The organism is Streptomyces sp. NPDC101181 (assembly GCF_044767975.1).
Taxonomy (GTDB): domain Bacteria; phylum Actinomycetota; class Actinomycetes; order Streptomycetales; family Streptomycetaceae; genus Streptomyces.
This window is the reverse complement of the sequence record NZ_JBIWOX010000008.1, coordinates 19,665-41,541: the sequence shown is the minus strand read 5'-3', so window position 1 is coordinate 41,541 and position 21,877 is coordinate 19,665. Positions and strand designations below refer to the sequence as shown.

The 21,877-nt window shown below is 72.0% G+C and carries 22 protein-coding genes and 1 pseudogene; 11 read left to right on the top strand and 12 right to left on the bottom strand.

Translation table 11 applies throughout. The features are described from left to right. Positions 1–23: 23 nt before the first annotated feature. From ACIRRU_RS14195 to ACIRRU_RS14180, 4 genes are all read right to left on the bottom strand, one after another. Positions 24–1,031, bottom strand: coding sequence for a LacI family DNA-binding transcriptional regulator (locus tag ACIRRU_RS14195; RefSeq protein ID WP_403680229.1), 1,008 nt, complete (start codon positions 1,029–1,031; stop codon positions 24–26). A gap of 89 nt (positions 1,032–1,120) precedes the next feature. Then, positions 1,121–1,948, bottom strand: a complete 828-nt coding sequence (locus ACIRRU_RS14190) for a carbohydrate ABC transporter permease (protein WP_363202137.1) — start codon at positions 1,946–1,948, stop codon at positions 1,121–1,123. Positions 1,949–1,961: 13 nt separating this feature from the next. After that, a complete protein-coding gene (locus ACIRRU_RS14185) occupies positions 1,962–2,897 on the bottom strand; it encodes a carbohydrate ABC transporter permease (protein WP_403679735.1) in 936 nt (311 codons plus the stop codon). A gap of 32 nt (positions 2,898–2,929) precedes the next feature. Then, on the bottom strand, positions 2,930–4,219 hold the full coding sequence (locus ACIRRU_RS14180; protein ID WP_403679732.1) for an ABC transporter substrate-binding protein: 1,290 nt from the start codon (positions 4,217–4,219) through the stop codon (positions 2,930–2,932). Between the two features lie 385 nt (positions 4,220–4,604). Here ACIRRU_RS14180 and ACIRRU_RS14175 point away from each other — a divergent pair, with 385 nt between their 5' ends. Then, the gene (locus ACIRRU_RS14175) at positions 4,605–5,789 is read left to right on the top strand and encodes a spore photoproduct lyase family protein (protein WP_403679730.1); all 1,185 of its coding nucleotides are present in this window, start codon (positions 4,605–4,607) and stop codon (positions 5,787–5,789) included. Between the two features lie 97 nt (positions 5,790–5,886). Here the strand turns inward: ACIRRU_RS14175 and ACIRRU_RS14170 are convergent, their stop codons facing one another. Further along, positions 5,887–6,255 (bottom strand): VOC family protein, encoded by a 369-nt coding sequence (locus ACIRRU_RS14170; RefSeq protein ID WP_403679727.1) that lies wholly within the window; start codon positions 6,253–6,255, stop codon positions 5,887–5,889. A gap of 62 nt (positions 6,256–6,317) precedes the next feature. Between ACIRRU_RS14170 and ACIRRU_RS14165 the strand changes: the two genes are divergently transcribed. From ACIRRU_RS14165 to ACIRRU_RS14150, 4 genes are all read left to right on the top strand, one after another. Continuing rightward, positions 6,318–6,791: a MarR family winged helix-turn-helix transcriptional regulator gene (locus ACIRRU_RS14165; protein ID WP_403679725.1), complete on the top strand. Its 474-nt coding sequence runs from the start codon at positions 6,318–6,320 to the stop codon at positions 6,789–6,791. Positions 6,792–6,956: 165 nt separating this feature from the next. Then, the gene (locus ACIRRU_RS14160) at positions 6,957–7,136 is read left to right on the top strand and encodes a hypothetical protein (protein ID WP_363202131.1); all 180 of its coding nucleotides are present in this window, start codon (positions 6,957–6,959) and stop codon (positions 7,134–7,136) included. 45 nt (positions 7,137–7,181) lie between these two features. Beyond that, positions 7,182–7,700: a hypothetical protein gene (locus ACIRRU_RS14155; RefSeq protein WP_403679722.1), complete on the top strand. Its 519-nt coding sequence runs from the start codon at positions 7,182–7,184 to the stop codon at positions 7,698–7,700. A 124-nt stretch (positions 7,701–7,824) separates the two neighbouring features. After that, positions 7,825–8,304, top strand: coding sequence for a Rieske (2Fe-2S) protein (locus ACIRRU_RS14150; protein WP_403679720.1), 480 nt, complete (start codon positions 7,825–7,827; stop codon positions 8,302–8,304). Here ACIRRU_RS14150 and ACIRRU_RS14145 read toward each other — a convergent pair. Beyond that, entirely contained in the window at positions 8,291–8,977 is a 687-nt protein-coding gene (locus ACIRRU_RS14145; RefSeq protein WP_403679718.1) for a cysteine hydrolase, read from the bottom strand. The genes ACIRRU_RS14150 and ACIRRU_RS14145 overlap by 14 nt on opposite strands. Before the next feature lie 168 nt (positions 8,978–9,145). Between ACIRRU_RS14145 and ACIRRU_RS14140 the strand changes: the two genes are divergently transcribed. Then, a complete protein-coding gene (locus ACIRRU_RS14140) occupies positions 9,146–9,616 on the top strand; it encodes a pyridoxamine 5'-phosphate oxidase family protein (RefSeq protein ID WP_403679715.1) in 471 nt (156 codons plus the stop codon). 134 nt (positions 9,617–9,750) lie between these two features. Here the strand turns inward: ACIRRU_RS14140 and ACIRRU_RS14135 are convergent, their stop codons facing one another. Continuing rightward, complete coding sequence (locus ACIRRU_RS14135) at positions 9,751–10,650, bottom strand: LysR family transcriptional regulator (RefSeq protein WP_403679712.1); 900 nt, start codon at positions 10,648–10,650, stop codon at positions 9,751–9,753. A 73-nt stretch (positions 10,651–10,723) separates the two neighbouring features. On the opposite strand from ACIRRU_RS14135, the gene ACIRRU_RS14130 reads away from it, so the two are divergent. Continuing rightward, complete coding sequence (locus ACIRRU_RS14130; protein ID WP_403679709.1) at positions 10,724–11,782, top strand: DMT family transporter; 1,059 nt, start codon at positions 10,724–10,726, stop codon at positions 11,780–11,782. 57 nt (positions 11,783–11,839) lie between these two features. On the opposite strand, the gene ACIRRU_RS14125 is transcribed toward ACIRRU_RS14130, so the two are convergent. Continuing rightward, entirely contained in the window at positions 11,840–13,171 is a 1,332-nt protein-coding gene (locus ACIRRU_RS14125) for an aminotransferase class I/II-fold pyridoxal phosphate-dependent enzyme (RefSeq protein ID WP_403679706.1), read from the bottom strand. 36 nt (positions 13,172–13,207) lie between these two features. Between ACIRRU_RS14125 and ACIRRU_RS14120 the strand changes: the two genes are divergently transcribed. Continuing rightward, positions 13,208–13,906, top strand: a complete 699-nt coding sequence (locus tag ACIRRU_RS14120; RefSeq protein ID WP_403679703.1) for a pyridoxamine 5'-phosphate oxidase family protein — start codon at positions 13,208–13,210, stop codon at positions 13,904–13,906. Here the strand turns inward: ACIRRU_RS14120 and ACIRRU_RS14115 are convergent. Next, positions 13,888–14,988, bottom strand: a complete 1,101-nt coding sequence (locus ACIRRU_RS14115; protein WP_403679700.1) for an EamA family transporter — start codon at positions 14,986–14,988, stop codon at positions 13,888–13,890. The two genes, ACIRRU_RS14120 and ACIRRU_RS14115, sit on opposite strands and share 19 nt — an antisense overlap. Before the next feature lie 90 nt (positions 14,989–15,078). Beyond that, entirely contained in the window at positions 15,079–15,621 is a 543-nt protein-coding gene (locus tag ACIRRU_RS14110) for a peptidase (protein ID WP_403679697.1), read from the bottom strand. Between the two features lie 310 nt (positions 15,622–15,931). Between ACIRRU_RS14110 and ACIRRU_RS14105 the strand changes: the two genes are divergently transcribed. Continuing rightward, on the top strand, positions 15,932–16,126 hold the full coding sequence (locus ACIRRU_RS14105; protein ID WP_363202120.1) for a hypothetical protein: 195 nt from the start codon (positions 15,932–15,934) through the stop codon (positions 16,124–16,126). 79 nt (positions 16,127–16,205) lie between these two features. Continuing rightward, a complete protein-coding gene (locus ACIRRU_RS14100) occupies positions 16,206–16,637 on the top strand; it encodes an SRPBCC family protein (RefSeq protein WP_403679694.1) in 432 nt (143 codons plus the stop codon). 76 nt (positions 16,638–16,713) lie between these two features. Here the strand turns inward: ACIRRU_RS14100 and ACIRRU_RS14095 are convergent, their stop codons facing one another. Next, positions 16,714–17,325 carry a PadR family transcriptional regulator gene (locus ACIRRU_RS14095; protein WP_403679691.1) on the bottom strand — a complete coding sequence of 204 codons (612 nt, stop codon included), beginning with the start codon at positions 17,323–17,325 and terminating at the stop codon, positions 16,714–16,716. 499 nt (positions 17,326–17,824) lie between these two features. Further along, positions 17,825–17,976, bottom strand: a pseudogene (locus tag ACIRRU_RS14090) (IS5/IS1182 family transposase); the annotation flags it as partial. Between the two features lie 440 nt (positions 17,977–18,416). Here ACIRRU_RS14090 and ACIRRU_RS14085 point away from each other — a divergent pair. Further along, positions 18,417–21,641, top strand: coding sequence for a phosphodiester glycosidase family protein (locus ACIRRU_RS14085; protein ID WP_403679688.1), 3,225 nt, complete (start codon positions 18,417–18,419; stop codon positions 21,639–21,641). The last annotated feature ends 236 nt before the right edge of the window (positions 21,642–21,877 follow it).

Below are 21,877 nucleotides of genomic sequence, written 5' to 3'. Positions count from 1 at the left end.
GCGTGCGGTGCGCGGGGCGGCGGTCATGAGCGCGGCCCTGCGGGGGCCGGGCCGGTCGACTCCCGGGCGACCAGGCGGGGCCGCCCGTCCAGGAGGGGGGCGGGGACCCTCTCGCCGCACCGGGCGAGCAGGGTGCGGGCGGCGGCCGCGCCGACCCGCTGGACCTGCTGGTCCACCGTGGTGAGGCGGGGGTGGAGCCAGCGGCCGAGCGGCAGGTTGTCGTAGCCGACGACGGAGACGTCGTCGGGCACCCGCAGTCCGGCGCGCTGGGCCGCGCCCATCCCGCAGACGGCCATGGAGTCGTTGGGGAAGACCAGGGCGGTCGGCCGGTCCGGGAGCGCGAGGAGTTCGGCGGTGACGGTGACGGCGGCCCGCTCGGTGAAGTCGGTGTGCCGGACGGCCGCGGGTCGCAACCCCGCCTCGGCCAGCGCCTCCTCGAACGCCGCCCGCCGCACTCCGGAGTGCACCAGGTCGGCGGGACCCGCGATGTAGGCGATACGCCGGTGGCCCCGCTCCAGCAGGTGGGCGACGGCCTCCCGGACGCCCGCGCCCTGCTGCCCGAGGCCCACCCCGGGCACCGGTGCGGCGGGGTCGGGGGCGCCGAGCAGGACGGCGGGCAGCCCGAGGCCCTGGAGGAGGCCGGGGCGCGGGTCGTCGGCGCGGGCGTCGGTCAGCACCGCCCCGTCGATCCTGCCCTCGGCGACGAGGCGTTCGTACAGCGCGCCCTCCTCGGCCATGTCCGGGACCAGGTGCAGCAGCAGACCGTAGCCGCGGGGGGCCAGTTCGCCCTCCAGGCCGGTGATCAGCTCGCTGAAGTGGGGGTCGGCGCCCAGGACGTCGGTGGGGCGGCGCACCACGAGCGCGATCGTCCGGGTCCTGGCCCGGCGCAGCGCGGTCGCCGACGCGCTGGGCGACCAGCCGAGGTCGGCCGCCGCCGCCAGGACCCGGCGGCGGGTCGCCTCCGAGATCCGGCCGGTCCCGTTGACCGCCTGGGAGACCGTGGCGGTGGAGACGCCCGCCGCGGCCGCCACCGCCTTGATGGTCGGCCGGGCCGCGGTGCCCGCGTCTGTTCCCGCCGGGCGGCGGACGCGTGTCCCCGGCCGCCCCTCAAAACGTTCCCTCACATCTTCACCGCCCCGCTGACGAGTGCCTGCTGCATGCGTTTCTGCAGCACGGTGTACACCGCCCAGACCGGGACGAGGGTGAGCACCGTGCCCGCGGTCAGGATGCCGTAGTCGGTGCCGGTGAGGGACTTGAGGGTCGGCAACGCCACCTGCACGGTCCGCAGTTCGGGGTCGGGGCCGATGATGACGAGCGAGTAGAGGTACTCGTTCCAGAAGGTCAGGAAGTTCAGCAGCAGGATCGTCGCGATGCCCGGCATGCACATCGGGGTGTACACGTGGCGCAGTACGGCGAAGGTGGACGCCCCGTCGATGCGGGCGGCCTCCTCCATCTCGCGCGGGATCGTCCGCATGAACTGCACCAGGATCACCACCGACAGCGGCATCGCCGTCGCGGGCAGGAACAGCACCATGAAGGCCCGGGTGTGGAACAGGCCGGTCGCGGCGGCGAGCAGGAAGGTGGGGAAGAGCGCGGCGAACGTCGGCACCAGGAAGCCGAGGGAGAACACCCGCTCCACGAACGCCCCGAGCCTTCCCTCCGTACGGGCGATGGCGAACGCCGCCGGGATCGCCAGGGCCAGCGTGAGCGCCAGCGCCAGGGCCGTGACCAGGCCGGAGTTGAGGACGGCCGACCCGAGGCCGGCCGAGGTGAAGGCCTCGGTGACATTGTCCGGGGAGAGCGAGGTGGGCAGGGCGAAGGGGGAGCCGAAGATCTGGTCGTTCGTCTTGAACGCCGACACCAGCAGGTAGTAGAGGGGGACCAGGAGCAGGGCCGCGTACAGCCAGGCGAGGAGGTGGGCGGGCAGCCAGGACCTTCCGAACTTCATGGGACCGCTCCGATCAGTAGTTCTGGCGGAAGACGCGACGGATGGTCAGCAGCCCGGCCAGGCCGACCAGGAACAGGAACACGCCCACGGTCTGGCTGTAGCCGAGGTCGGCCGCGATGAACGCCTTCTGGTAGACGAGGAAGGAGAGCGTCGTCGAGGACGAGCCCGGCCCGCCCTGGGTGAGCAGCAGCACGTTCTGCGCCGACCCGAACAGCGTCCACAGGAACTGGAGCATCGTCACGACGCCCACGAAGTCCCGGATCACGGGGAAGTGGATGCGCCACATCGCCCGCCAGTGTCCGGCCCCGTCGAGCTGGGCGGCCTCCCCGATCTCGTCCGGCACACTGCCCAGCCGGGCGGCGAAGAGGACGGCGGTGAAGCCGATGCCGCTCCACACGTCCAGGACGATGAGACAGGCCAGCGCGGTCGAGGGCGAGGCGAGCCAGGCGTCGGTCAGCGAGGAGAGGCCGACCGTGTCCAGGAACCCGTTGAAGAGCCCGTCCGGCGAGAGGACCGCGTAGAAGACCATCGCCTTGGCCGGGGTGGAGATCAGGCCCGGGATGAAGAGGAGATAGCGCAGGAACCGGTGGCCCGGCGGCCGTTGCGCCACGTAGTAGCCCAGCATGTACGCGCCGACGATCATCAGCGGCAGGGCGACGACGAGCTGAACGGCGGTGTTGGCCACCGCGTCGGCGAACACCGGGTCGGCCAGCACGGTGCGGACGTTGCCGAGCCCGGCGAAGGACACCGGCTGGAGCATGCCGGGCCAGTGCAGGGCGGCGATGACGAAGATGGCGACCAGCGGGCCGACCATGAAGAGCAGGTACCAGACGAGAGCCGGGACGGCGAGGATCACTCCGCCCTGCCGGCGACGTCCGGCGGGTGCGGGAGTCCGCGGAGCGCTCAGGGCGGCCTTAGCGCCGCCGGGGGCGGACGACAGCAACGTCATGGGAATCCCCCTGGGGACTCGGGCGCGGGGGTTCAGCCCGTGCGGTAGGCGGATTCGAGGACGGAGCGCACGGTGGCCGCGTCCGTGCCGCGGGTGAAGGCCGTGCTGGTCGCCGTGATCAGCGGCTGGGTCGCCGTCGGCGGGACGTACAGGTCGGGCAGGAGCACCTGGTCCACCCGGTCGCCGAGCCGCTGGGCGGCCGCGACCAGCGGGAAGTCCTTGCTGACGGTGTCCGTCACCAGGGCCATGTCCCGCCCGCTCTCGGTGATGAAGCGCGAGACGGTCTCGGGCCGGTACATGAACCGCAGGAACTTCTCGACGGCCGGGATCTTCCTGACCCCGTTGGGGCTGATCCAGAAGCCGATGAGGGTGTACGAGCGCATGATGGTGGGCCTGGTGTGGGCCGCCCCCGGGGTGATCGGCCAGCCGCCGACCTCGCTGTGCGCGGCGGTCCTCGCCGGGACCTTGGCCAGCGCGGAGGACATCGCCGACTGGATCGCGGCGGCCTCGGTGTTGTACTGGGTGGTCATGCTGTCCGAGGTGAGCCCCTGCGCCTTGTCGGCGAAGACGCCCGCGTCCCGCAGTTCGACGAAGTAGTCGATGCCCTGGCGCACGCCCCGGCCGCCGAAGTCGCCGCTCGTGTAGACCTCCCGCGCCTCCTCGGGGGTGAGGAAGGTCTGGATGATCTGGGCGAGCAGCTTCTGCCCGGTCCAGTCGTTGCCCCCGACGGTGACGGGGGCGACGCCCTTCGCGCGCAGCTTGCGGGCCGCGCCGATGAGCTGGTCCCCGGTGGTGGGGACGGAACCGATCCCGGCCCTCTCCAGCAGGGTGGTGTTGAAGGCGACGGGCCAGTTGGCGGCGAAGTAGGGGAAGGCGCGCAGCCGCCCCTCGTCGTCGGTCCACTCCTTGAGCGCGGCGGGTAGCACCCGCCCCCGCAGCCCCCAGTCGTCCAGGTACTCCCGGACGTCGACGGTCGCCCCCACATCGGTCCAGGCCAGCGTCTTGTCGTACAGGTTGACCATGACGACGTCCGGCTCCTTGCGTGCCAGCCGGGAGGTCTCGTACACCTGGGGCAGGTCGTCGCCGTTGACCAGGTTCTTGATGCGCAGGCCGGGGTGTTCCGCGTGGAACTCCTTGACCAGCGCGCGGTAGGTGGGCGACCCGGGGGCGGTGGTGCCGAGCTGGGTGTGGACGACCAGGGTTCCGGGGTCGGAATCGGCCGAGGCGAGAGCGGAGCAACCGGACAGGGCGGGGAACGCGGTGGCGGCGGCGAGACCGGAGCCTGCACCGAGGAAGCCGCGCCGACTCAGGGGTGAGCGCACAGCGAGATGTCTCCAACCAGGGGGCGACGACGCTGGTTAATCGATACACCAGCGGGTTGCGAGAAACGTAGAGACACATTCCGCATCGGTCAACCCCCGGTTGCGCAGGATGCAAAGCGCGGTTCACCGGCCCGGCGATCGCGCGGTGCGGACCCGCGCCCGGCGGTGGCGCGGGACGCGGCGGTACACGCTCGCCCGTCGCCGGGCCGCGCCGTACGGCCGCGTCGTGACGGCCCGGCCGCGGGAGCCGGCGTAGGGTCGGGTCCGCCCAGGGCCCGTGGTCAGGCTGCCGTCGTCGCCCGGAGAGTGGCCGCGCGGCAGGCGGCAGTGCGACGAGAGAACCCAGGACCAGCAGCCCCGAGGACACCGGATCAGGAGCAGTGCCGTGCAGCCGAATCCAGGCGGGTCCGAGCCGGACGAGGAACCGGGCCAGCAGGCCCTCTTCGGCTGGGCCGACACCGCCCCCGCCCCGCCCCCGCAGGACGAGAACTCCTTCCGCGGCAGCGCGGAGGCCCGGCGCATGCTGGACATCCGGGAGGTGTACGGGGAACCGGCCGCCCTCGCCTCCCCGCGCGGGCAGCAGATCCTGGCGCGGCTGCCGGGCGTGCCCGTCACCGAGGTGGCCGGGCACTGGCGCATCCCCTCGCTCCACGGGAACGCGGGCAGCGTCTCCCGCTGGACCAGGATCAAGCGCGAGACGCTGGTCCTGGGCGTCCGGCAGAGCCTGACCACCCGCCCGAACGGGAGGTCCGCCGACTGGATCGCCCCCGGAGCGTCCAACGGCTGCGCCATGGCGTGCGCGTACTGCTACGTGCCCCGCCGCAAGGGGTACGCCAACCCGGTCACCCTGTTCACCAACATCGAGGCGATCGTCGCCCACCTCCAGCGGCACGTACGGGCCCAGGGGCCCAAACCGGAGCCCAACCAGTGCGATCCGCACGCCTGGGTGTACGACATCGGGGAGAACGGCGACTGCTCGGTGGACGCCCTGATCTGCGACAACACCGCGGACCTGATCGCGGCGTTCCGCGCGCTGCCCACCGCGAAGGCGTCGTTCGCCACCAAGTTCGTCAACCCCGACCTGCTGGACCTGGACCCGCGGGGCCGTACCCGGGTGCGGTTCTCCCTGATGCCGCACGACGACTCCCGCCTGCTGGACATCCGCACCAGCCCGGTGGCCCGGCGCATCGCGGCCGCGGCCGACTTCCTGGACGCGGGCTACGAGGTGCACTTCAACCTCTCGCCGGTGGTGCTGCGGTCCGGCTGGCAGCGGGACTGGGCGGAGCTGCTCGTCCAGCTCGACGACGTGGTGCCCGCCCGGGTGAAGGAGCAGGCCGCCGCCGAGGTCATCCTGCTGACCCACAACGAGCAGCTGCACGAGGTGAACCTCGGCTGGCACCCCCGGGCCGAGGAGCTGCTGTGGCAGCCCGCCGCGCAGGAGACCAAGCGCTCGCAGAACGGCGCGGTCAACGTCCGCTACGACCGCGAGGTCAAGCACCGGGCCATCGTGCGGCTGCGCGAACTGATCGCGGCCCACGCGCCGTGGCTGCGGATCAGATACGCGTTCTGAACCGCGCCGGGCGAGCGGTCGGGGCCCGGTCCGCCGTCACGCGGCCCCTCCCGCGCCCGGCGCCGGACCCTCCCCCGTCCGGTGCCGGAGGACCGGCTCAGGCGCGGTCGTGGAGCGTCACGTGGTAGCCGTCCGGGTCGGCGAAGGTGAACGTCCGCCCGAAGGGGCCGTCGACCGGGGCGGAGGCGATGGTGTGGCCGTCGGCCGCGAGCGCGTCGTGGATGGCCTGGACATCGGTGGCGTGCAGCCAGACCGCGGTACCGATACCCGGCCGGGCGGCCGACGCGAGATCGGTTCCGGGGACGATGTCCCGCAGGGCGAAGGCGATGGGCTTCGTCCCGAAGACGACGGCGTGCGAGGGGCCGCCGGGAGCGCGGACGAGGCCCAGGTAACGCTCGTAGAACGCCTGGGACGCGTCGAGGTCGCGCACCTGGAGCGAGAGGAAGTCGGGGCCGGTGACGGGCATGGGGGTGCTCCTTCTGGTTCGTGTCAGGAAACTGACATGAACTAGTGTGTCAGAATTCTGACATGACGCAAGACGGCACCGGCATCGACCTGGACACCTCACTGGGCTACCTGCTCAAGGAGGCGTCGAGCGCCCTGCGTACGGCCATGGAGGAGGCGCTGCGGCCGCTCGGGATGAGCGTGACGCACTACTCCTGCCTCGAACTGCTGGCGCAGCGGCCGGGCCTGTCCAACTCCGAACTGGCCCGGGGCGCGTTCGTGACCCGGCAGACGATGAACGTGCTCCTCCAGGCCCTGGAGCGCGAAGGTCACGTGACCCGGCCACCCGTGGCCCCGACCGGGAAGGCCCTCCCCGCCCACCTCACCCCGCGCGGCCGGGAGAGCCTGGAGAGGGCGACAGCGGCGGTCCGGTCCATCGAGATCGGCATGCTGGCCGGAATGTCCGGCACCGATCAGGCGGAGGCGTTCCGCATCCTGCGGAGCATGATCGACTCACTGCGCCACGTCGACGGCGAGACGCCCGCGCGGAAGACCTGAACCGGAGCGGCGCCGCGGGAACCGCTCCCGGTTTCCGCCGGAGAACAGCCCCCCTCTCCCCCGGCACACCTCCCGCACCGCACGCGCGGAACCGTGCTGTCTAACTCGGCGATTGACGGGCACACGCCATTCACTTCACTCACACGTTCGAAAGGAACCGTCCCCATGCTCGGTATCGCTGCGGCAGTGCTGTTCTTCATCGCCTTCCTGATCAACGCGGCGGACATCACGACCAACGATGTCTTCTCCTCGACGAACATCATGCTCATCGGCCTCATGCTGCTGGCGCTGCACGTGGCGGGGATCGGCTCCGCGCTGAGCACCCGTTCGTCGCGCAGGCGATGACCTCCCCGTGACATGAGGCAGGAGTGGCGGGGCACCAGAGGAGGCATGGGTAATCTCGGCCTGGCCCCGTCCCTCCACCGACCTCGCACGGTGGGCGTCCGCTCTCCGGGTGCCGCCGCGCACCGCGGCCCCCGGAGAGCGGACGCCCCGGCCCCGCGGTTCGGCGCCCTCCGCCGGCAATGGGCCCGGTGGCGGCGCGGAGCACGCACCCTGGGCGGGGCGCACTGGACGGACTGCGCGGCGTCGGACGGATCCGCCGAGCACCACCTGCTCCTGGTCCGGCACCGCAGGGTGGTCGGTGAGATCTCCTACCGGCTGTGCGGCGTCTGCCCCGCCGGTCAGATGACCACCCAGCTGATGCTCTCCCCGCTGCCGAAGCGACGCGTGCTGCGTCAGGCCATGTCCCACCTGCGTTTCCGGCACCCCGGGCGGTGCTGGCTGCCCCGGATGACGTCGACCGGACCGGTGGGCCGACGGCGCTTTGCCGACAGCCGTCTGTGCCCCGGTCACGACGAGGCCGGATACTCCCTCCCGGCGTCGATCCCCTTCCCGCCGGAGCGGTGACGCCGGGCCACCGGCAAGCCGAGGCGCCCGGCGCCGAACGCCGCCGCCCCGCCCCACGTACTCCCGGTGACACCCCGAGGCCGCGGCAGGCGGGCTCGGAAGCCCCGACGAAAGGACTGCCGCGATGAGCACAGCCCCCGAGCGCCGGACCCTCCTGGAACGCCGCACCGTCTTCGCTGCGGTGGGAGTGGCCGGGGTGGCCGCCGCCGTCACCGCGTGCGGCGGATCGAAGAGTTCGGAGGACTCCGGCACCCCCGGGGACGCGGGCAGGGTCGAGGAGTCCGGGAGCGACAGCAGGAACGGCCAGGGTGCGGGCGGTGAAGTGCTCGCCGCCGCCTCCGAGATTCCGGAGGGCGGCGGGGTGGTCTTCGCGGAGCAGAAGGTCGTGGTGACCCAGCCGCAGCCGGGCGAGTTCAAGGCGTTCTCCTCCACGTGCACCCACCAGGGCTGCGCGGTCAAGGACGTCTCCGACGGTACGATCACCTGCCCCTGCCACAACTCCACGTTCGACGCGGCCACCGGCAGCCCGACCGGCGGTCCGGCCACGCAGCCGCTGCCGGAGCGCCGGATCACCGTGGACGGCGACTCGATCAGGCTGGCGTAGCGGACCGGGCCCCCCGCCCGCGCGGTCGCCGCCAGCCGGCCAGGATCACGTCGGTGCTGGTGATGGTCGCGACCAGGGCCAGGGTGTTGCGGACCATGGCGGGGGTGTACTCGAGGGGCACCCCCGCGATGGCGTCGGCCGGGACGACGGCCGTGTAGCCGAGGTTGACCGCGTCGAAGACGGCGTTGGGGACGGCCACGTTGGCCGAGACCCCGGTGATGATCAGGGTGCGGCAGCCGAGGTTGCGCAGCAGCGGGTCGACGTCGGTCCCGGCGAGCGGCGAGAGGCCGTGCAGCCTGCGGACGACGAGGTCCTCGTCGGCCACCTCGACGGGAGGCGCGACACGGACGGCCATGGTGCCGGAGTGCTGCTGGACCGGCAGTCGGGCGGCGGCGCGGAAGAGCCGGGCGTTGCGGTTGGCGCCTCGTCCATCGGGACGGCTCTCGGCGACGGCGTGCATCACTTGGACCCCGCTGCCGTGGGCGGCCTCGACGAGCCTGGCGATGTTCGCGAGGGCCCCCGAGGAGCGGGCTGCCGCGGCGAGTTCGGGCAGCGCGCTGTCCGGTCCCACGACGCCCCGCTGGCATTCGACGGTCAGCAGGACGGTGGTGGCCGGGTCGAGCAGGCCGGCGAGCCGTTCCCGCGACTGCCTGGACGGTTCCCTCGGCTCCACGGCACTCCTCCTGTGTCTGCCGCCCGCCGGGGCGGACGTTCCCTCGCGGGGCGGGGACCTCTGCGGACGGGGCGGGCGCGTGAGATTAGCGGGCATTGCCTCGCGGTGGAAGAGCGGTCATCATTTCTGACGTCCAGTCAGCAGCTTGACGACCAGGGAAGAGTGACCATGAGCGACACCCAGCGACGAGGCCGCCGGATCATGATGACGCCCGGGGAGCGGGACGCGTACCTCGCCGAGCAGCGCACCTGCCGGGTCGCCACGCTCGGTCCCGACGGCGCCCCGCACGTCGGTGCGCTGTGGTTCGTGTGGGACGGCGCCTCGCTCTGGCTGTACTCCATCACCCGCAGCCTGCGCTGGTCCCAGCTGCGCCAGGACCCCCGGCTCGCCGTGGTCGTCGACGACGGCGAGGGGTACGAGGAGTTGCGCGGCGTGGAGCTGACCGGCCGGGCGCAGTTCGTGGGCGAGGCCCCGCGCACGGGAGAGCCCTGCCCCGAACTGGACGTCCCGGAGCGGCTGTTCCCCGCGAAGTACTTCGGCCTGACGGAGATGCCGCACGACGGACGGCACGCCTGGCTGCGGCTGACCCCGTCGAAGGTGACCTCCTGGGACTTCCGCAAGCTCGCCGGTCTCGGGTGACCCGCCCGGCCGCGCGGCCCGGGACTCCGGGCCGGGCCGCCGCGCCCCCCACACACCCGGCCGGGGTGCCGCACCGGCAGACCGCCCGGCCGGCCGGCTGGCCGGGCGGCGAACCGTGGCCGGGCGACGCCCCGTCAGGGGGCGCCCGCCGCAGACCGCAGCGCCGCCACCGCGGCGCGGATCGACGGGCGGCGGTCGGCGTCGGCGCGCCACACCGCGTGGACGTGCCGCCGCATGGTCTGCCGCACCGGCACCAGGCGCACCCCGTCGGGGACCGGCCCACGCCCCAGCCGGGGGGCCACGCAGACCCCGGCCCCTGCCGCGATCAGGGCGAGTTGGGTGTGGTGCTCACCGGCCAGGTGGGCGATGCGCGGTTCGACGCCCCGGGAGCGCAGGGTGAACATCAGCCACTCGTAGCAGAATTCACCCTCGGGCCAGGAGACCCACGCGTCGTCCGCGAAGTCCTCCAGATCCACCTCCGCCCGGTCGGCCAGCCGGTGACCGGCGGGCACGGCGATGTCCGTCGCGTCGTCGAGGAGTTCGGCCCGCGTCAGCTCCCCCGGTACGGGCAGCCGCTTGTTGCTCCAGTCGAGGACGACGGCCAGGTCGACGTCGCCCCGGAGCACCGCGAGGACGCTCTGCGCGGGCTCCAGCTCCCGCGTACGGACGGTCAGTTCGGGGTGGTCCGCCCGCAGGGTGGTGAGCGTCGCGGGGAACAGCCCGCGGGCCGCGGTGGGGAAGGCGGAGATCCTGACCTCGCCGACGACCTCGCCCCGCTGGGCCTCGATATCGGACTGGGCCAGCTCCACCTGCGACAGGATGCGCGCGGCGTGATCGGCCAGCAGACTGCCCGCGTCGGTGAGGCGGACCCCCCGGCCGTTCCTGGCCAGTAGCTGCTGACCCACCTCGCGCTCCAGTTTGGCCAGTTGCTGCGAGACCGCCGAGGTGGTCACATGCAGCCCCTCCGCCGCCCGGCTCACCGATCCATGCCGGGCGAGGGCGTCCAGCGTCCGTAGCCGCTCCAGGTTCAACATGTAAGAGATACTACGGGGACAGCTGGAGCAACTTTCACTTGTTCTACGATGTCGCCTTCGCCAGGGTGGACCCATGAGCGCCCCCTGCGAGCCGAAGGCCACCGTCGCCACGACGGCTCCGCCCCCGTCGCCCCCGTCCCCAGCGATCCTCTCGGCGCCGCCCGCGTCCGCACGGCCGCCGTCCGCGCCACCCGCGCGCCGTCCCGCCATCGACTGGCGGATCCGGTTCGCGACGCTCTCCCTGATCTGGGGGTTCAGCTTCCTGCTGATCAAGGTGGGGACCGAGGGGTACGCCCCGTTCCAGGTGACCTTCGGCCGGCTGCTCGCCGGTACGGCGGTGCTGGCGGCGGCCATGGTGCTGCGCCGCGAGCGGCTGCCGCGTTCGGCCCGCACCTGGGGGCACCTCGCGGTCGCGGCGTTCTTCCTCAACGCACTGCCGTTCTCGCTGTTCTCCTACGCCGAGCTGACGATCCCCTCCTCCCTGGCCGGCATCTGCAACGCGACCTCACCCCTGTGGGGCATGGTTCTGTCGATGGTCGCGCTGTCCGAGGACCGTCCGACCCGGCGTCGCGTCGCGGGGCTCGGCCTCGGCTTCCTCGGCGTCCTGACCGTGCTGGGGGCCTGGCAGGGTTTCTCGGGCCTGGACCTGCCGGGGACGGGCATGGCGCTGCTCGCCTCGTTCAGCTACCCGGTGGGCTGGATCTACGTCCGCCGCACGCTGGCGGGGAACGGCTCCTCCACCCTCAGCCTGACCGGCAGTCAGCTTTTCCTCGGCACGCTGCAACTGGCCGTGGTGACACCGTTGTTCACGTCCGCCCCGACCGCATTCCCGCTGATCCCGACGCTTTCCGTGCTCGCGCTGGGCGCCCTGGGCACGGGGCTCGCGTTCCTCCTCCAGTACGGCCTGGTGCAGGAGGTCGGGCCGACGACGGCCCAGATGGTCACCTACTTCATCCCGGTGATCGCCACGGCGGCGGGCGTCGCCGTGCTCGGTGAGCGGCTGAGCTGGAACGCGCCGGTGGGGGCGCTGATCGTCCTCCTCGGCGCGGCCCTCACCCAGAGCCGCCCGCGGCCCGGCAGGCCCTTCGCCCGACGGCGAGGGAGGAACCCTGCCGTGAAGGTCCGGCCATGACGGACCGCGCGGCCGAAGGCGCCCGCGCGGGCGCGGCACCCCCGCGGCCGGGGCCGGTCAGCCGTAGGTGACCGGCCGCGCCGGACCCGCCGCGGCCGCCACCGCGTCCGCGAGCGGCCCGATGTCCGCGGCGGTCAGCGGGGACACGGTGATCCGCACGGCCGGGGGCGTGGCGATCCGGAAGCGGGCGCCGGGGGCCACGGCCCAGCCCGCGTGGAGCAGCCGGGTCACCGCGCCGGTCTCGTCGTCGACCGGGACCCAGACGTTCATCCCGCTGCGGCCGCCGGCGCTCACGCCGCGCTCGGCCAGCGCGCGCACGAGCGCCTCCCGCCGGTCTCCGTAGGACCGGGCGACGACAGAGGCGTCGACGGCCTCGGAGGTCCACAGCCGGAGCACGGCGCGTTGCAGCAGCCGGCTGACCCAGCCGGGGCCCAGCCGCTGCCGCCCGGTGACGCGGTCGAGGGTGACGGCGTCCCCGGTGAGCACGGCGACCCGCAGGTCCGGGCCGTACGCCTTGGCGGCCGACCGGACGAACGCCCAGTGGTCCGTGACCCCGCCCAGGGGGTGCAGCGGCAGGTCGACGATGGCGTGGCCGTGGTCGTCCTCGACGACCAGGACGTCCGGGTGGCGCCCGAGGACCGCGCGCAACTCCCGGGCCCGCCCGGCGTCCAGGGACGCGCCGGTCGGGTTCTGCGCCCGGTCGGTGACGACGATCGCCCGCGCCCCGGCCCGCAGGACCCGCTCGACATCCGCGACCAGCGGCCCGGAGTCGTCCACCCCGACCGGCACGGCGCGCAGCCCGAGGGCCGGGACGAGGTCGAGGACCGCGCCCCAGCCGGGGTCCTCCACCGCCACCGCGTCGCCCGGCCTCAGGTGCGCCGCGAGGACCCGCTCGATCGCGTCGAGCGCCCCTGACGTCACGGTGAGCGGCCCGGCGGGGACTCCGTCGGCGTCCAGCGCGGCGCGGGCGCGGGCGGCGAACTCCGGGACCACCGGGGCCTGCCCGTACAGCCCGGGGGAATCGGCGTCGGCGGCGGCCGCGAACGCGAGCGCCGGGCCGAGGGCGGGCAGCAGCGCCGGATCAGGGTTGCCCTCCCCCAGGTCCCGGACGCCCGGCGGTGCCTCGACGCGCAGCGAACCGCGCGAGGTGCCGGCCGGGGCCGACCGGACCCGGCTCCCCCGGCGGCCCGCCGTCTCGATCACCCCGCGCTCACGCAGCGTCCGGTACGCGGCCGCCACGGTGTTGGGGTTGACGTCGAGGCTGGCCGCCAACTCCCGCATGGGGGGCAGCGTCTGACCCGGCAAAAGCTCTCCGGAGCCGACCCCGCGCTCCACACTGGCGGCGATCTCGGCTGCACGCCGCCCACTGATCCGGTAATCTCCTAGCACAAACAATAGTATGCACTAGTGCAATGGAGTTCCGCAATGCAGCACACTGCGTCGTCCGACCACACGGACGCCCCCACCACCGCCGCCTCCTACCACCCCACCGACCGCACGGTCCCGACCCGCTCGAAGGACCGCGCCTCCTGGGACCGGGAGCTGGTGCACGCCATCCTCGACGAAGCCTGCCTCTGCCATCTGGGGTTCGTCCGTGACGGCGCGCCGGTCGTGCTGCCGACGCTCTACGGGCGGATCGGCGAGCGGCTGTACGTGCACGGCTCGACGGGATCCCGGCCGCTGCGGACGGCGAAGACCGCCGATCCGGGTCTGCCGGTCTGCCTGACCGTCACCCATGTCGACGCCCTGGTGCTGGCCCGCTCCGCGTTCCACCACTCGGTCAACTACCGCTCGGTGGTGGTCCACGGCACGGCCGTGACGGTGACCGACCCCGAGGAGCGGCGGCTCGCCCTGGACGCGATCGTGGACCAGGCCGTGCCGGGCCGCTCCCGGGACTCGCGGCCCGCCGACGCCAAGGAGCTGGCGGCCACGGCCGTGATCCGGCTGGACCTCGACGAGGTGTCCGCGAAGGTGCGCACCGGCGGCCCCAGCGACGAGCCCGAGGACGTCGCCCTCCCCCACTGGACCGGCATCGTGCCGCTCACCCGGGGGTACGCGGCACCGGTCCCGGCCGACGACCTGGACCCGGCCGTCGGGATACCGGACTACCTGACGAAGCTCTGACCCCGCCCGCCCGGCGGCTCCTCCTCCACGGGCTCCCCCGGTACCGGCTCCCCTTCCGCCGGTTCCCGCACCACGGCGCCGGTCACCGGTCCCGCCCCGGCCCCCGCGGCGACGGCGCCCGACGCGGGCTTCGGGGCGGACGACTGGGCGATGAACGCACCGGCCAGCACTACGAATCCGCCGATGAGCTGCGGCGCGGACAGGTGCTCGCCGAGCAGCACCCAGGCGAGCCCGGTCGCGATGACCGCTTCCAGACAGGCGACCACCCCGGCCACCTGGGGCGAGAGCAGCCGGACGGAGACCACGCCGGTGCCGTACGCGAACACGGTGGCAACCAGCACGATCCAGCCGATCAGCACCCAGGCGGGCACCGCGTCGCCGTCCATCCGGGCGCTGCCGCCGAGCACCGACCAGTCCATGCCCCAGGGGCGCGCGACGACGGTGAGGACCACGGTGCCGACGATCAGTCCGTAGGCGATGACGCCGACGGGGTGGGGAGGTTCGGCACGCCCGCCGTCGCCGTCCCGCCCGCTCTCCGGGGTCTCCTCCCGCCCGCCGTGGTCCGAGAGCACGAAGTAGCCCACCTGGCAGCAGGCAGCGCCCAGGGCGAGGAGCAGGCCGACGAGGTCGAAGCTCAGCCCGGCCCACACCTCGACGACACAGGCGAGGCCGCCGACCGCCAGGACCACCCCCAGCGCGGCGGCCCGGGTGACCGGCCTGCGCTGGACGAAGCGGACCCAGCCGAGGACCAAGGCGGGCGCCAGGTACTCCACGAGCAGCGCCACACCGACCGGGATGCGGGAGATCGACGCGAAGTAGAAGGCCTGGACCCCGGCCACCGCGAACAGGCCGAACCCGGCCAGCAGGGCCGGGCGTTCCCGTACGAGATTCCGGTGGCGCCAGGCGAGAGGCAGCATGATGAGGGCGGCTCCGGCGACCCGCAGCCACACCACGTGGAGCGGGGCGAGCCCCGCTTCGATCAGCGGCTTGGCCGCCACTCCCGAACCGCCGAAGGCGAAGGCCGACGTCAGGGCGAGCCCCAGGCCGGCTCCCCTGCCCTGAAACCCCGAGGATGCGCGCATCGGCACATCATGACAGCAGTCGACAGGACCGTCACCCCGGTGACACCTGTCGAGACGGCATCGCCTCACCCGGCCCGCACGGGCGGCCGCTCACACCGCCCGGGGCGCCTCGGCCGTACGCCGCACCGCGCGCTCCGCCAGCCACGCGGCGTCCACACCAGCCCCGGCCAGCACCTCGACCGCCCGGCACTCGGCGTCCACGGTCAGGGCGGCGAGCAGGTCCAGGCCGGTGGCGCGCGGCGCGCCGCGCAGCCCGGCCCGGCTCAGCGCGTCCTCCATCGCGGCGAGCGCCGCGGGCGACCAGCCGTCGGCGGCCGCGCCCCGTACCAGCGGAACGGCTCCGGAGTCCTCGACGGCGCCCTGCCAGCGGAGCCCGTAGCCGATGCTGCGCTGGACGAGATAGCCGAGCACCTTGGCCAGCCGCGGGCCCCCGTCGAACGCCTCGCGGACCTCGGGATCCGCCTCGATCAGCGAGTGCAGGAGGTGGGCGGTGTCGATCTGGCGGCCCCCGTCGCGCAGCGCACGCCTGCGCGCGACGGCGACCACCGATGCCAGTTCGACGGTGAGACGGGCGTCGAATGCGGTCTGGTTCGGTATGGGCTGTTCAGGCTTGCGCGGCGTCCGGTTTTGCACCTCTCCACCCCATCAGTCCGGGGCCGGGGGAACATCCCCGGAGCGGGCCATTCACCCCTCCCACCCCAGTTGGGCACATCGGAGCGACCCGTCATCCTTGCGGATGAGATAACCCCACGGCGCACAACCATCCCGCTGTGGGGGCGCGCGCCGCCTTGCGCCGCGCGCCCCCACAGCAACCGCCGACCCCCGCGGACACGTCCCTCAGGCGAGGCCGACGACGGGACGGCACTACGGGGCGACCCTGCGGGAACACGTGAGGGGAACGGCAGTACGAGGACAGCACTACGGGACCGGAGAGGAGGAACGGGTGTTCTGGTTGGTCGCTCTGCTCGCCGAGGACGGACTGCAATACGTCTATCGCGTGTACGCGCCGGAGGACGCCCTGCCCGCCGATCTGTTCTGGGCCGCGTTCCACTGCCACGACGAGGGCCCGTACCCCCGGGCGTCGGACCGCTTCGATGCCGCGGTGATCTGGCAGAACCGCCAGCCCCAGCAAATCTGATGGCTCATCAGTATTGAATGTCGCGGCAGCCGCCGCTACGTTCCGCGACACCGTAACCGGACGAGCCAGGGGTGGTCGCATGGCAGAGGTCAGCGCCGAGACACGCATCGAAGCGCCCGCCGGGAAGGTCTGGGACCGCCTGACGGACTTCTCGTCGTGGGGCGCGTGGAACGCCACCCACACCCGTTTCCCGAAGGGCGGGCCGGCCGAGCTGAAGCGAGGGGCCCGCTACGAGGAGAACATGAAGCTCATGGGGTTCCCCGCCGAGGTGTCCTGGACGGTCGACGCACTGGAGCCGGGCCGCCTGCTGGCGACGCGCGGAAAGGGCCCGATGGGCGTCGACCTGGCCATGCGCTACTCCCTGACGCCGGACGGGGCCGCGACGACGGCGCGCATCGAGGGCGAATTCACCGGGGCGGCGGTGTCGATGATGGGCGCCAAGCTCAGGGATTCGGCGACGGCGGCGCTCCGGGAGTCACTGCGCAGACTCGGTGACCTGACAGCACCCTGAGCACCCACCGCACACGCGCGCGGCCCCACGGAGGATGTTCCGCGGGGCCACGCGCACTCCCCTGGCCGGGCACGGCTCAGTGCTCGTCGGCGAGGATGAGGTACAGCTTCTTACGGGCGTCGTTGATGACCGTCAGCGCCTTCTGCCGCTGATCGGCCGAGCCGGTCTTCCAGACCTGCCCGAACGCCTCCATCAGACCGAACCCGGCCTGCCGGATCTCGTTGACGCCTTCCCAGTCGACCCCGCGCCCGGCCTCATCCCACGGAGCCTCGGGGCCGGATCCGGCCTCCTCGCGCCCCGCTTCGGTGAGCGTGAACAGCTTCTTGCCGCCCTCGCTGGCGCTGATGATCAGCCCCTCGTCCTCCAGCAGCTGGAGCGTCGGGTAGACGGAGCCGGGGCTGGGCCGCCAGGCCCCGCCGCTGCGCTCGCCGATCTCCTGAATCATCTCGTAACCGTGCATCGGCCGGTCCTTGAGCAGCGCCAGGATCGACGCCCGCACGTCTCCGCGCCGCGCCCTCCCCCGTCCGCCGCCCCGACCGCGCCCGCCCCCGAAGGGACCACCGCCGAACGGCGGCCCGAACGGCCCGAACGCGGGACGGCGCCCGTCCCTCTCGCCCCGACCGTGGTGACCGGGCCCGTGATGCCCCGGCCCGTACGCGTGTCCGTATCCCTCTCCATGTGAACGCATGACCGCACTCCTTCTTTCGTCGATCCGTTTCTATCGCTGATCTGTCGCGATGCGTCAACGATATATCGGAAACTATCGCATGGCAAGACCGTCCGAGTGAGAGCGAGCTGACCTGCCTCAGTGAGGATTGACGACCTGACGACTTGTCTCAGCGAAGGTTGAGCGACTGACAGGGCCGGTCAGGCAGCCTGTGATCGTTGTGACGACCCACGAGCCTTCGATGCCTCAGACCGCCCTCGGGACAGCCGGTAGCACGTGCGGGAGAGCACCAACGCCGGTCCCTGCCGTCCGTGCGGCGTCCGAACGGCTCCTGGCATTGTTCGCAGATCAGCGGGTGGAAGAAGGTGGCTGGGTCGTGGCCGTGGGATGCCCATGTGCGGCATCGGCGGCTGCACCAGCGTCGATATGGGTCTGCGAGTGGTTTTCGCGCCACCGGGCTTCCGCGGAACGCGCATGTTCCTGATGGCAGGGGAAGTCCGTGGTCCTCCGTCATCCAGTCCCGGCGGGTGATGCTCTGCCATGCCTTGAGCTTGTTGATCAGACCGTCGACGGTGTTGCGGTCCTTGTAGAGCTCGGCGTGGTGGGTCATGGGGTGTCCGCCCCCGGATGCTTCTTCTTCCGGCCGGCGGCGTGGTCCTTCTTCTCCGGGATGTCTACCAGCAAGAGCGGCAGTCGTCGGCAGACACTCCCCGGCAGGACGGCGTACCCGTGTCCGGAGAGCGAGCCGGCTTCGGCGGTGACGGAGGCTGGTTGACGAACAGACAAAGAACGAGTGAGTCGATTAGTTGGGGAGTTCGTCAGGCTCCGGACGTCCTCAGGGAGAAGACGTAGCCGATTGTTCGTATGTGCGAGCATCGACTCTACGCCTCGGAACGGCCGCCTGCATGGCAGCTCTCGTGACCGGGGCCATCTCTCCGTCAGCGGCCTCAGCGGCCGATTCCGACGACAGCAGACTCCTACTGCAGCCGCAACACAGCATCTCCGCACCGGTCCTCGGGCGCGGTGATGCAGCGAGGGGTCAGACCCCCGCGGCGTCCTCCGACGTTGCCGAGCCGAGCCTGGTGCTCGGAGACGCGGGCGACGAACGCATCATGCTGGACGACACCCTGCGCCCGGTCGCGCCCGGGCTGGACCTCAGGTCCTTCCGATGGCTCGACGCGGCCGGCTTCATGCGTGGTGACGTGCTCAAGGCAGACCTCGAAGGGGAAGGGCTTTCCGCCGACTATCTGTTCCCCGGTGACGTGGCCAAGGGCCAGCCGCTGTCGAAGCAAGCCGAGGCGGACGGCGCTGTCGCGGCCGTCAACGGTGACTTCTTCGACATCAACAACTCCAACGCGCCGCTCGGCGTCGGCGTGTCCAAGGACAAGGGCATGGTCAAGGGCCCGGTCTCGGGCTGGAACCACGCGGTGGGCGTGGACACCAAGGGCCTCGGCCGGATGACGAGGATGTTCCTCGAGGGCGTCGTCACCATGCCCGGTGGTCGCAGCGCCACCCTCGACGGCCTGAACCAGCATCAGCTGCCGGCCGATGGCGTCGGGGCCTACACAGCCCTGTGGGGCGACTATCCCCGGTCCGGGGCGGCGGGAAGCGGTGCCGTCCGTGAGGTCACCGTGGTCGACGGCGAAGTCACCGCGACCTCCACGGAGGCCGGCTCGGGAAGAGCGCCCAAGGACGGCTTCGTTCTGCTCGCCAAGGGTGCGGGTGCCGAGAAGCTCGCCCCGCTCTCGGTGGGTGACGCGGTCTCCCTGGAATACGGCCCACGGTCCGAGGGCGGTGAGATGTCCGTCGCCGTCGGCGGCAACACCGTGCTGCTCCGCGACGGCGTCGTCCAGCAGCAGTCGGACCAGGCGGTCCACCCGCGCACCTCGGTCGGCTTCTCCGCCGACGGCGAGACCATGTTCATGGTCACGATCGACGGCCGCAGCGCCCAGAGCCGCGGCATGACCTACGCCGAACTCGGTGCCTTCATGAAGGAGCTGGGCGCCGACGACGCCCTGAACCTGGACGGCGGAGGGTCCTCCACGCTTGTCGCCCGGGAGGCCGGCGAGGAGGGCGTGGACGTGGAGAACGACCCGTCCGACGGCTCTGAGCGTCCCGTGCCCAACGGCCTCGCCCTCTTCGCCGAGGAGGGCAGCGGCCGGCTGACCGGCATGCGCGTCGTCCCGGAGGCCGACGAGGAGAACGAGAAGCTGAAGCGCGTCTTCCCGGGACTGACCCGGGAACTCGACGCCCTCGGCCACGACGAGACGTACGCCCACGTCAATGCCGGCAAGCCCTCGTGGTACACCAAGAAGGGCTCGATCGGTAAGGTCGACCGCGACGGCACATTCACGGCTCGGCGGGCGGGCGATACGACCGTCGTCGCCAGCAAGCACCGGGCTGAGGGCACTCTGACGGTGAGCGTGCTCGACACGCTCGATCGTGTCGAAGCGGACACCGACAAGCTCACACTGGAAGACACGAAGGACCGTGACACCTTCGGAGTCCTCGGCTACGACAAGACGGGCTTCGAGGCTCCGATCGAGCCGGCTGACGTCGACCTCGACTACGACCGCTCGTTGCTGGAGATCACCCGCACCGAGTCGGGCACCTTCGCGCTGAAGCCGTTGGCGAACGATGTCGGCACGGTCGTGAAGATGACCGTGCAGGGCAAGGTCACCCACCTTCCGGTCAGCGTGGGTCTCGACGACGTCGTGGTCGGCGAGATGGACGACGCCGCCCAGTGGCCATTCGGCGGAGCCCGGAGCACCGGCAAGGTCGAGGCTGCTCCCGGCCGCGACGGCGGTACGGCGATGAAGCTGTCGTACGACTTCACCCAGTCCACGGCCACACGCACCGCCTACGGCACCGCTCCTGCGCCGATTCAGCTTCCCGGCCAGCCGCTCGCGCTCGGCGCGTGGGTGTACGGGGCGAACCAGAACGAGTGGACCGCGTTCACCATCATCGACGGGGAGGGCAAGTCGCAGGCCGTCTACGGCCCCTACCTGAACTTCACGGGTTGGCGCTACGTCGAGGTGGCGATCCCGCAGACCGTCGCGTTCCCGGTGAGTTTCTCGAGGTTCACCGTGATCGAGACCGCGGCGAGCCGGCAGTACACCGGTTCGGTGCTCGTCGACGACATCACGGTCCGCGTGGCACCCCCGGTCGACGTCCCCGCCGCTCCGGGTGTCGAGGACCCGGTCGTCGTCCAGGACGGCTCCGTCGCCCAGGACCGGGACCGCTGGCGCTTCGCCGTCGTCTCGGACGCGCAGTTCACCGCGCAGAACCCCGACGGCCCGCTGGTGGAGGCTGCCCGCCGCACGCTGCGTGAGGCGCTCGCTGCCAAGCCGGAGTTCATCGTGATCAACGGCGACTGGGTGGACACCGGTTACCCGGAGGACATGGTGCTGGCCCGGCGCGTCCTCGAGGAAGAGATCGGCGACAAGGTGCCCTGGTACTACAACCCGGGCAACCACGAGATCTACGGTCCCGGCGACCAGAAGAACTTCCGCGCCGAGTTCGGTGAGACGTACCGCACCTTCGACCACAACGGCACCCGGTTCGTCATGATGGACTCCTCGCTGGGCACCCTGAGCGGCGGCGGCTTCGACCAGTGGAAGATGTTGCGCGGCGCGCTGGACCGAGCCGCCCGCGATCGCGGTATCAACGGCGTCGTCGCGATGTGGCACCACCCCACCAGGGACCCCTCACCGCTGGCCAACAGCCAGATGACCAACCGTGTGGAGGCGAAACTGGTCGAGGACTGGCTTTCCGACTTCCGCCTGAAGACAGGCAAGGGTGCCGCCTTCATCGGTGCCCACGTCGGCCAGTTCTCCGCAGCCAGCGTGGACGGTGTCCCGTACATCGTCAATGGCAACAGTGGCAAGAACCCCTCCACGGACACGTCCAACGGTGGGTTCACCGGTTGGTCGCTGGTCGGTATCGACGGCGACGCCCCCCGGGCCCCGGAGGACGTCCGACACCGGGCCGCCCCTGAGCGGCGGGCCGACAAGCCCTGGCTGCAGGTGGACTTCCGCGCCCACGTCGACGAGCTCGCCCTCGACCCGATCGGCGAACTGCGCCGCGGCGACCGGACCGACGTCGCGGCGGCAGTGACGCAACGAGGTATCAAGGTGCCCGTCGGCTATCCGGTCAGTGCCGACTGGTCCGGCTCGAAGACGGTCCACGTAGGCCCAGCGCGACAGGCTGACCGACGGGACATCGCCGCCTACGACCCGGAGACGGGCATCTTGACCGCTCTGCGAACCGGCACGGGTGCCCTGACGGTGACCGTCAACGGAGTCACCGCCACCCAGCAGGTTTCCGTCGCCCGCTAAGGACTGCCCCGGCCGCACCGCGGCCGGGGTACCTTCCGAGGCCGGATCGGCCGTGCGCCGCGAATACCTCCGAACACTGGTTTCGTCCATGTGCGGTGACAGCACTTAGGCACGGGTTCCGACGGCAGTCGGTGAGCAGCCCACCCAGGATTGTTGACGAGAAGGGACGGCACCGCTGGCCGCTGACCGTCCCGTCAACTATTCGTTTGGGCGGGCCGTCTTGTCGACGTCCTATT

Bases quoted from the DNA above. Each gene is read 5' to 3' on its own strand.
- ACIRRU_RS14085 (WP_403679688.1), top strand. From the start codon at position 18,417: ATGCTGGACGACACCCTGCGCCCGGTCGCGCCCGGGCTGGACCTCAGG.
- ACIRRU_RS14140 (WP_403679715.1), top strand. From the start codon at position 9,146: ATGAGCGACACCCAGCGACGAGGCCGCCGGATCATGATGACGCCCGGG.
- ACIRRU_RS14115 (WP_403679700.1), bottom strand. From the start codon at position 14,988: ATGCGCGCATCCTCGGGGTTTCAGGGCAGGGGAGCCGGCCTGGGGCTC.
- ACIRRU_RS14155 (WP_403679722.1), top strand. From the start codon at position 7,182: ATGGGTAATCTCGGCCTGGCCCCGTCCCTCCACCGACCTCGCACGGTG.
- ACIRRU_RS14160 (WP_363202131.1), top strand. From the start codon at position 6,957: ATGCTCGGTATCGCTGCGGCAGTGCTGTTCTTCATCGCCTTCCTGATC.
- ACIRRU_RS14165 (WP_403679725.1), top strand. From the start codon at position 6,318: ATGACGCAAGACGGCACCGGCATCGACCTGGACACCTCACTGGGCTAC.
- ACIRRU_RS14170 (WP_403679727.1), bottom strand. From the start codon at position 6,255: ATGCCCGTCACCGGCCCCGACTTCCTCTCGCTCCAGGTGCGCGACCTC.
- ACIRRU_RS14185 (WP_403679735.1), bottom strand. From the start codon at position 2,897: ATGACGTTGCTGTCGTCCGCCCCCGGCGGCGCTAAGGCCGCCCTGAGC.
- ACIRRU_RS14190 (WP_363202137.1), bottom strand. From the start codon at position 1,948: ATGAAGTTCGGAAGGTCCTGGCTGCCCGCCCACCTCCTCGCCTGGCTG.
- ACIRRU_RS14100 (WP_403679694.1), top strand. From the start codon at position 16,206: ATGGCAGAGGTCAGCGCCGAGACACGCATCGAAGCGCCCGCCGGGAAG.
- ACIRRU_RS14130 (WP_403679709.1), top strand. From the start codon at position 10,724: ATGAGCGCCCCCTGCGAGCCGAAGGCCACCGTCGCCACGACGGCTCCG.
- ACIRRU_RS14150 (WP_403679720.1), top strand. From the start codon at position 7,825: ATGAGCACAGCCCCCGAGCGCCGGACCCTCCTGGAACGCCGCACCGTC.
- ACIRRU_RS14120 (WP_403679703.1), top strand. From the start codon at position 13,208: ATGCAGCACACTGCGTCGTCCGACCACACGGACGCCCCCACCACCGCC.
- ACIRRU_RS14135 (WP_403679712.1), bottom strand. From the start codon at position 10,650: ATGTTGAACCTGGAGCGGCTACGGACGCTGGACGCCCTCGCCCGGCAT.
- ACIRRU_RS14095 (WP_403679691.1), bottom strand. From the start codon at position 17,325: ATGCGTTCACATGGAGAGGGATACGGACACGCGTACGGGCCGGGGCAT.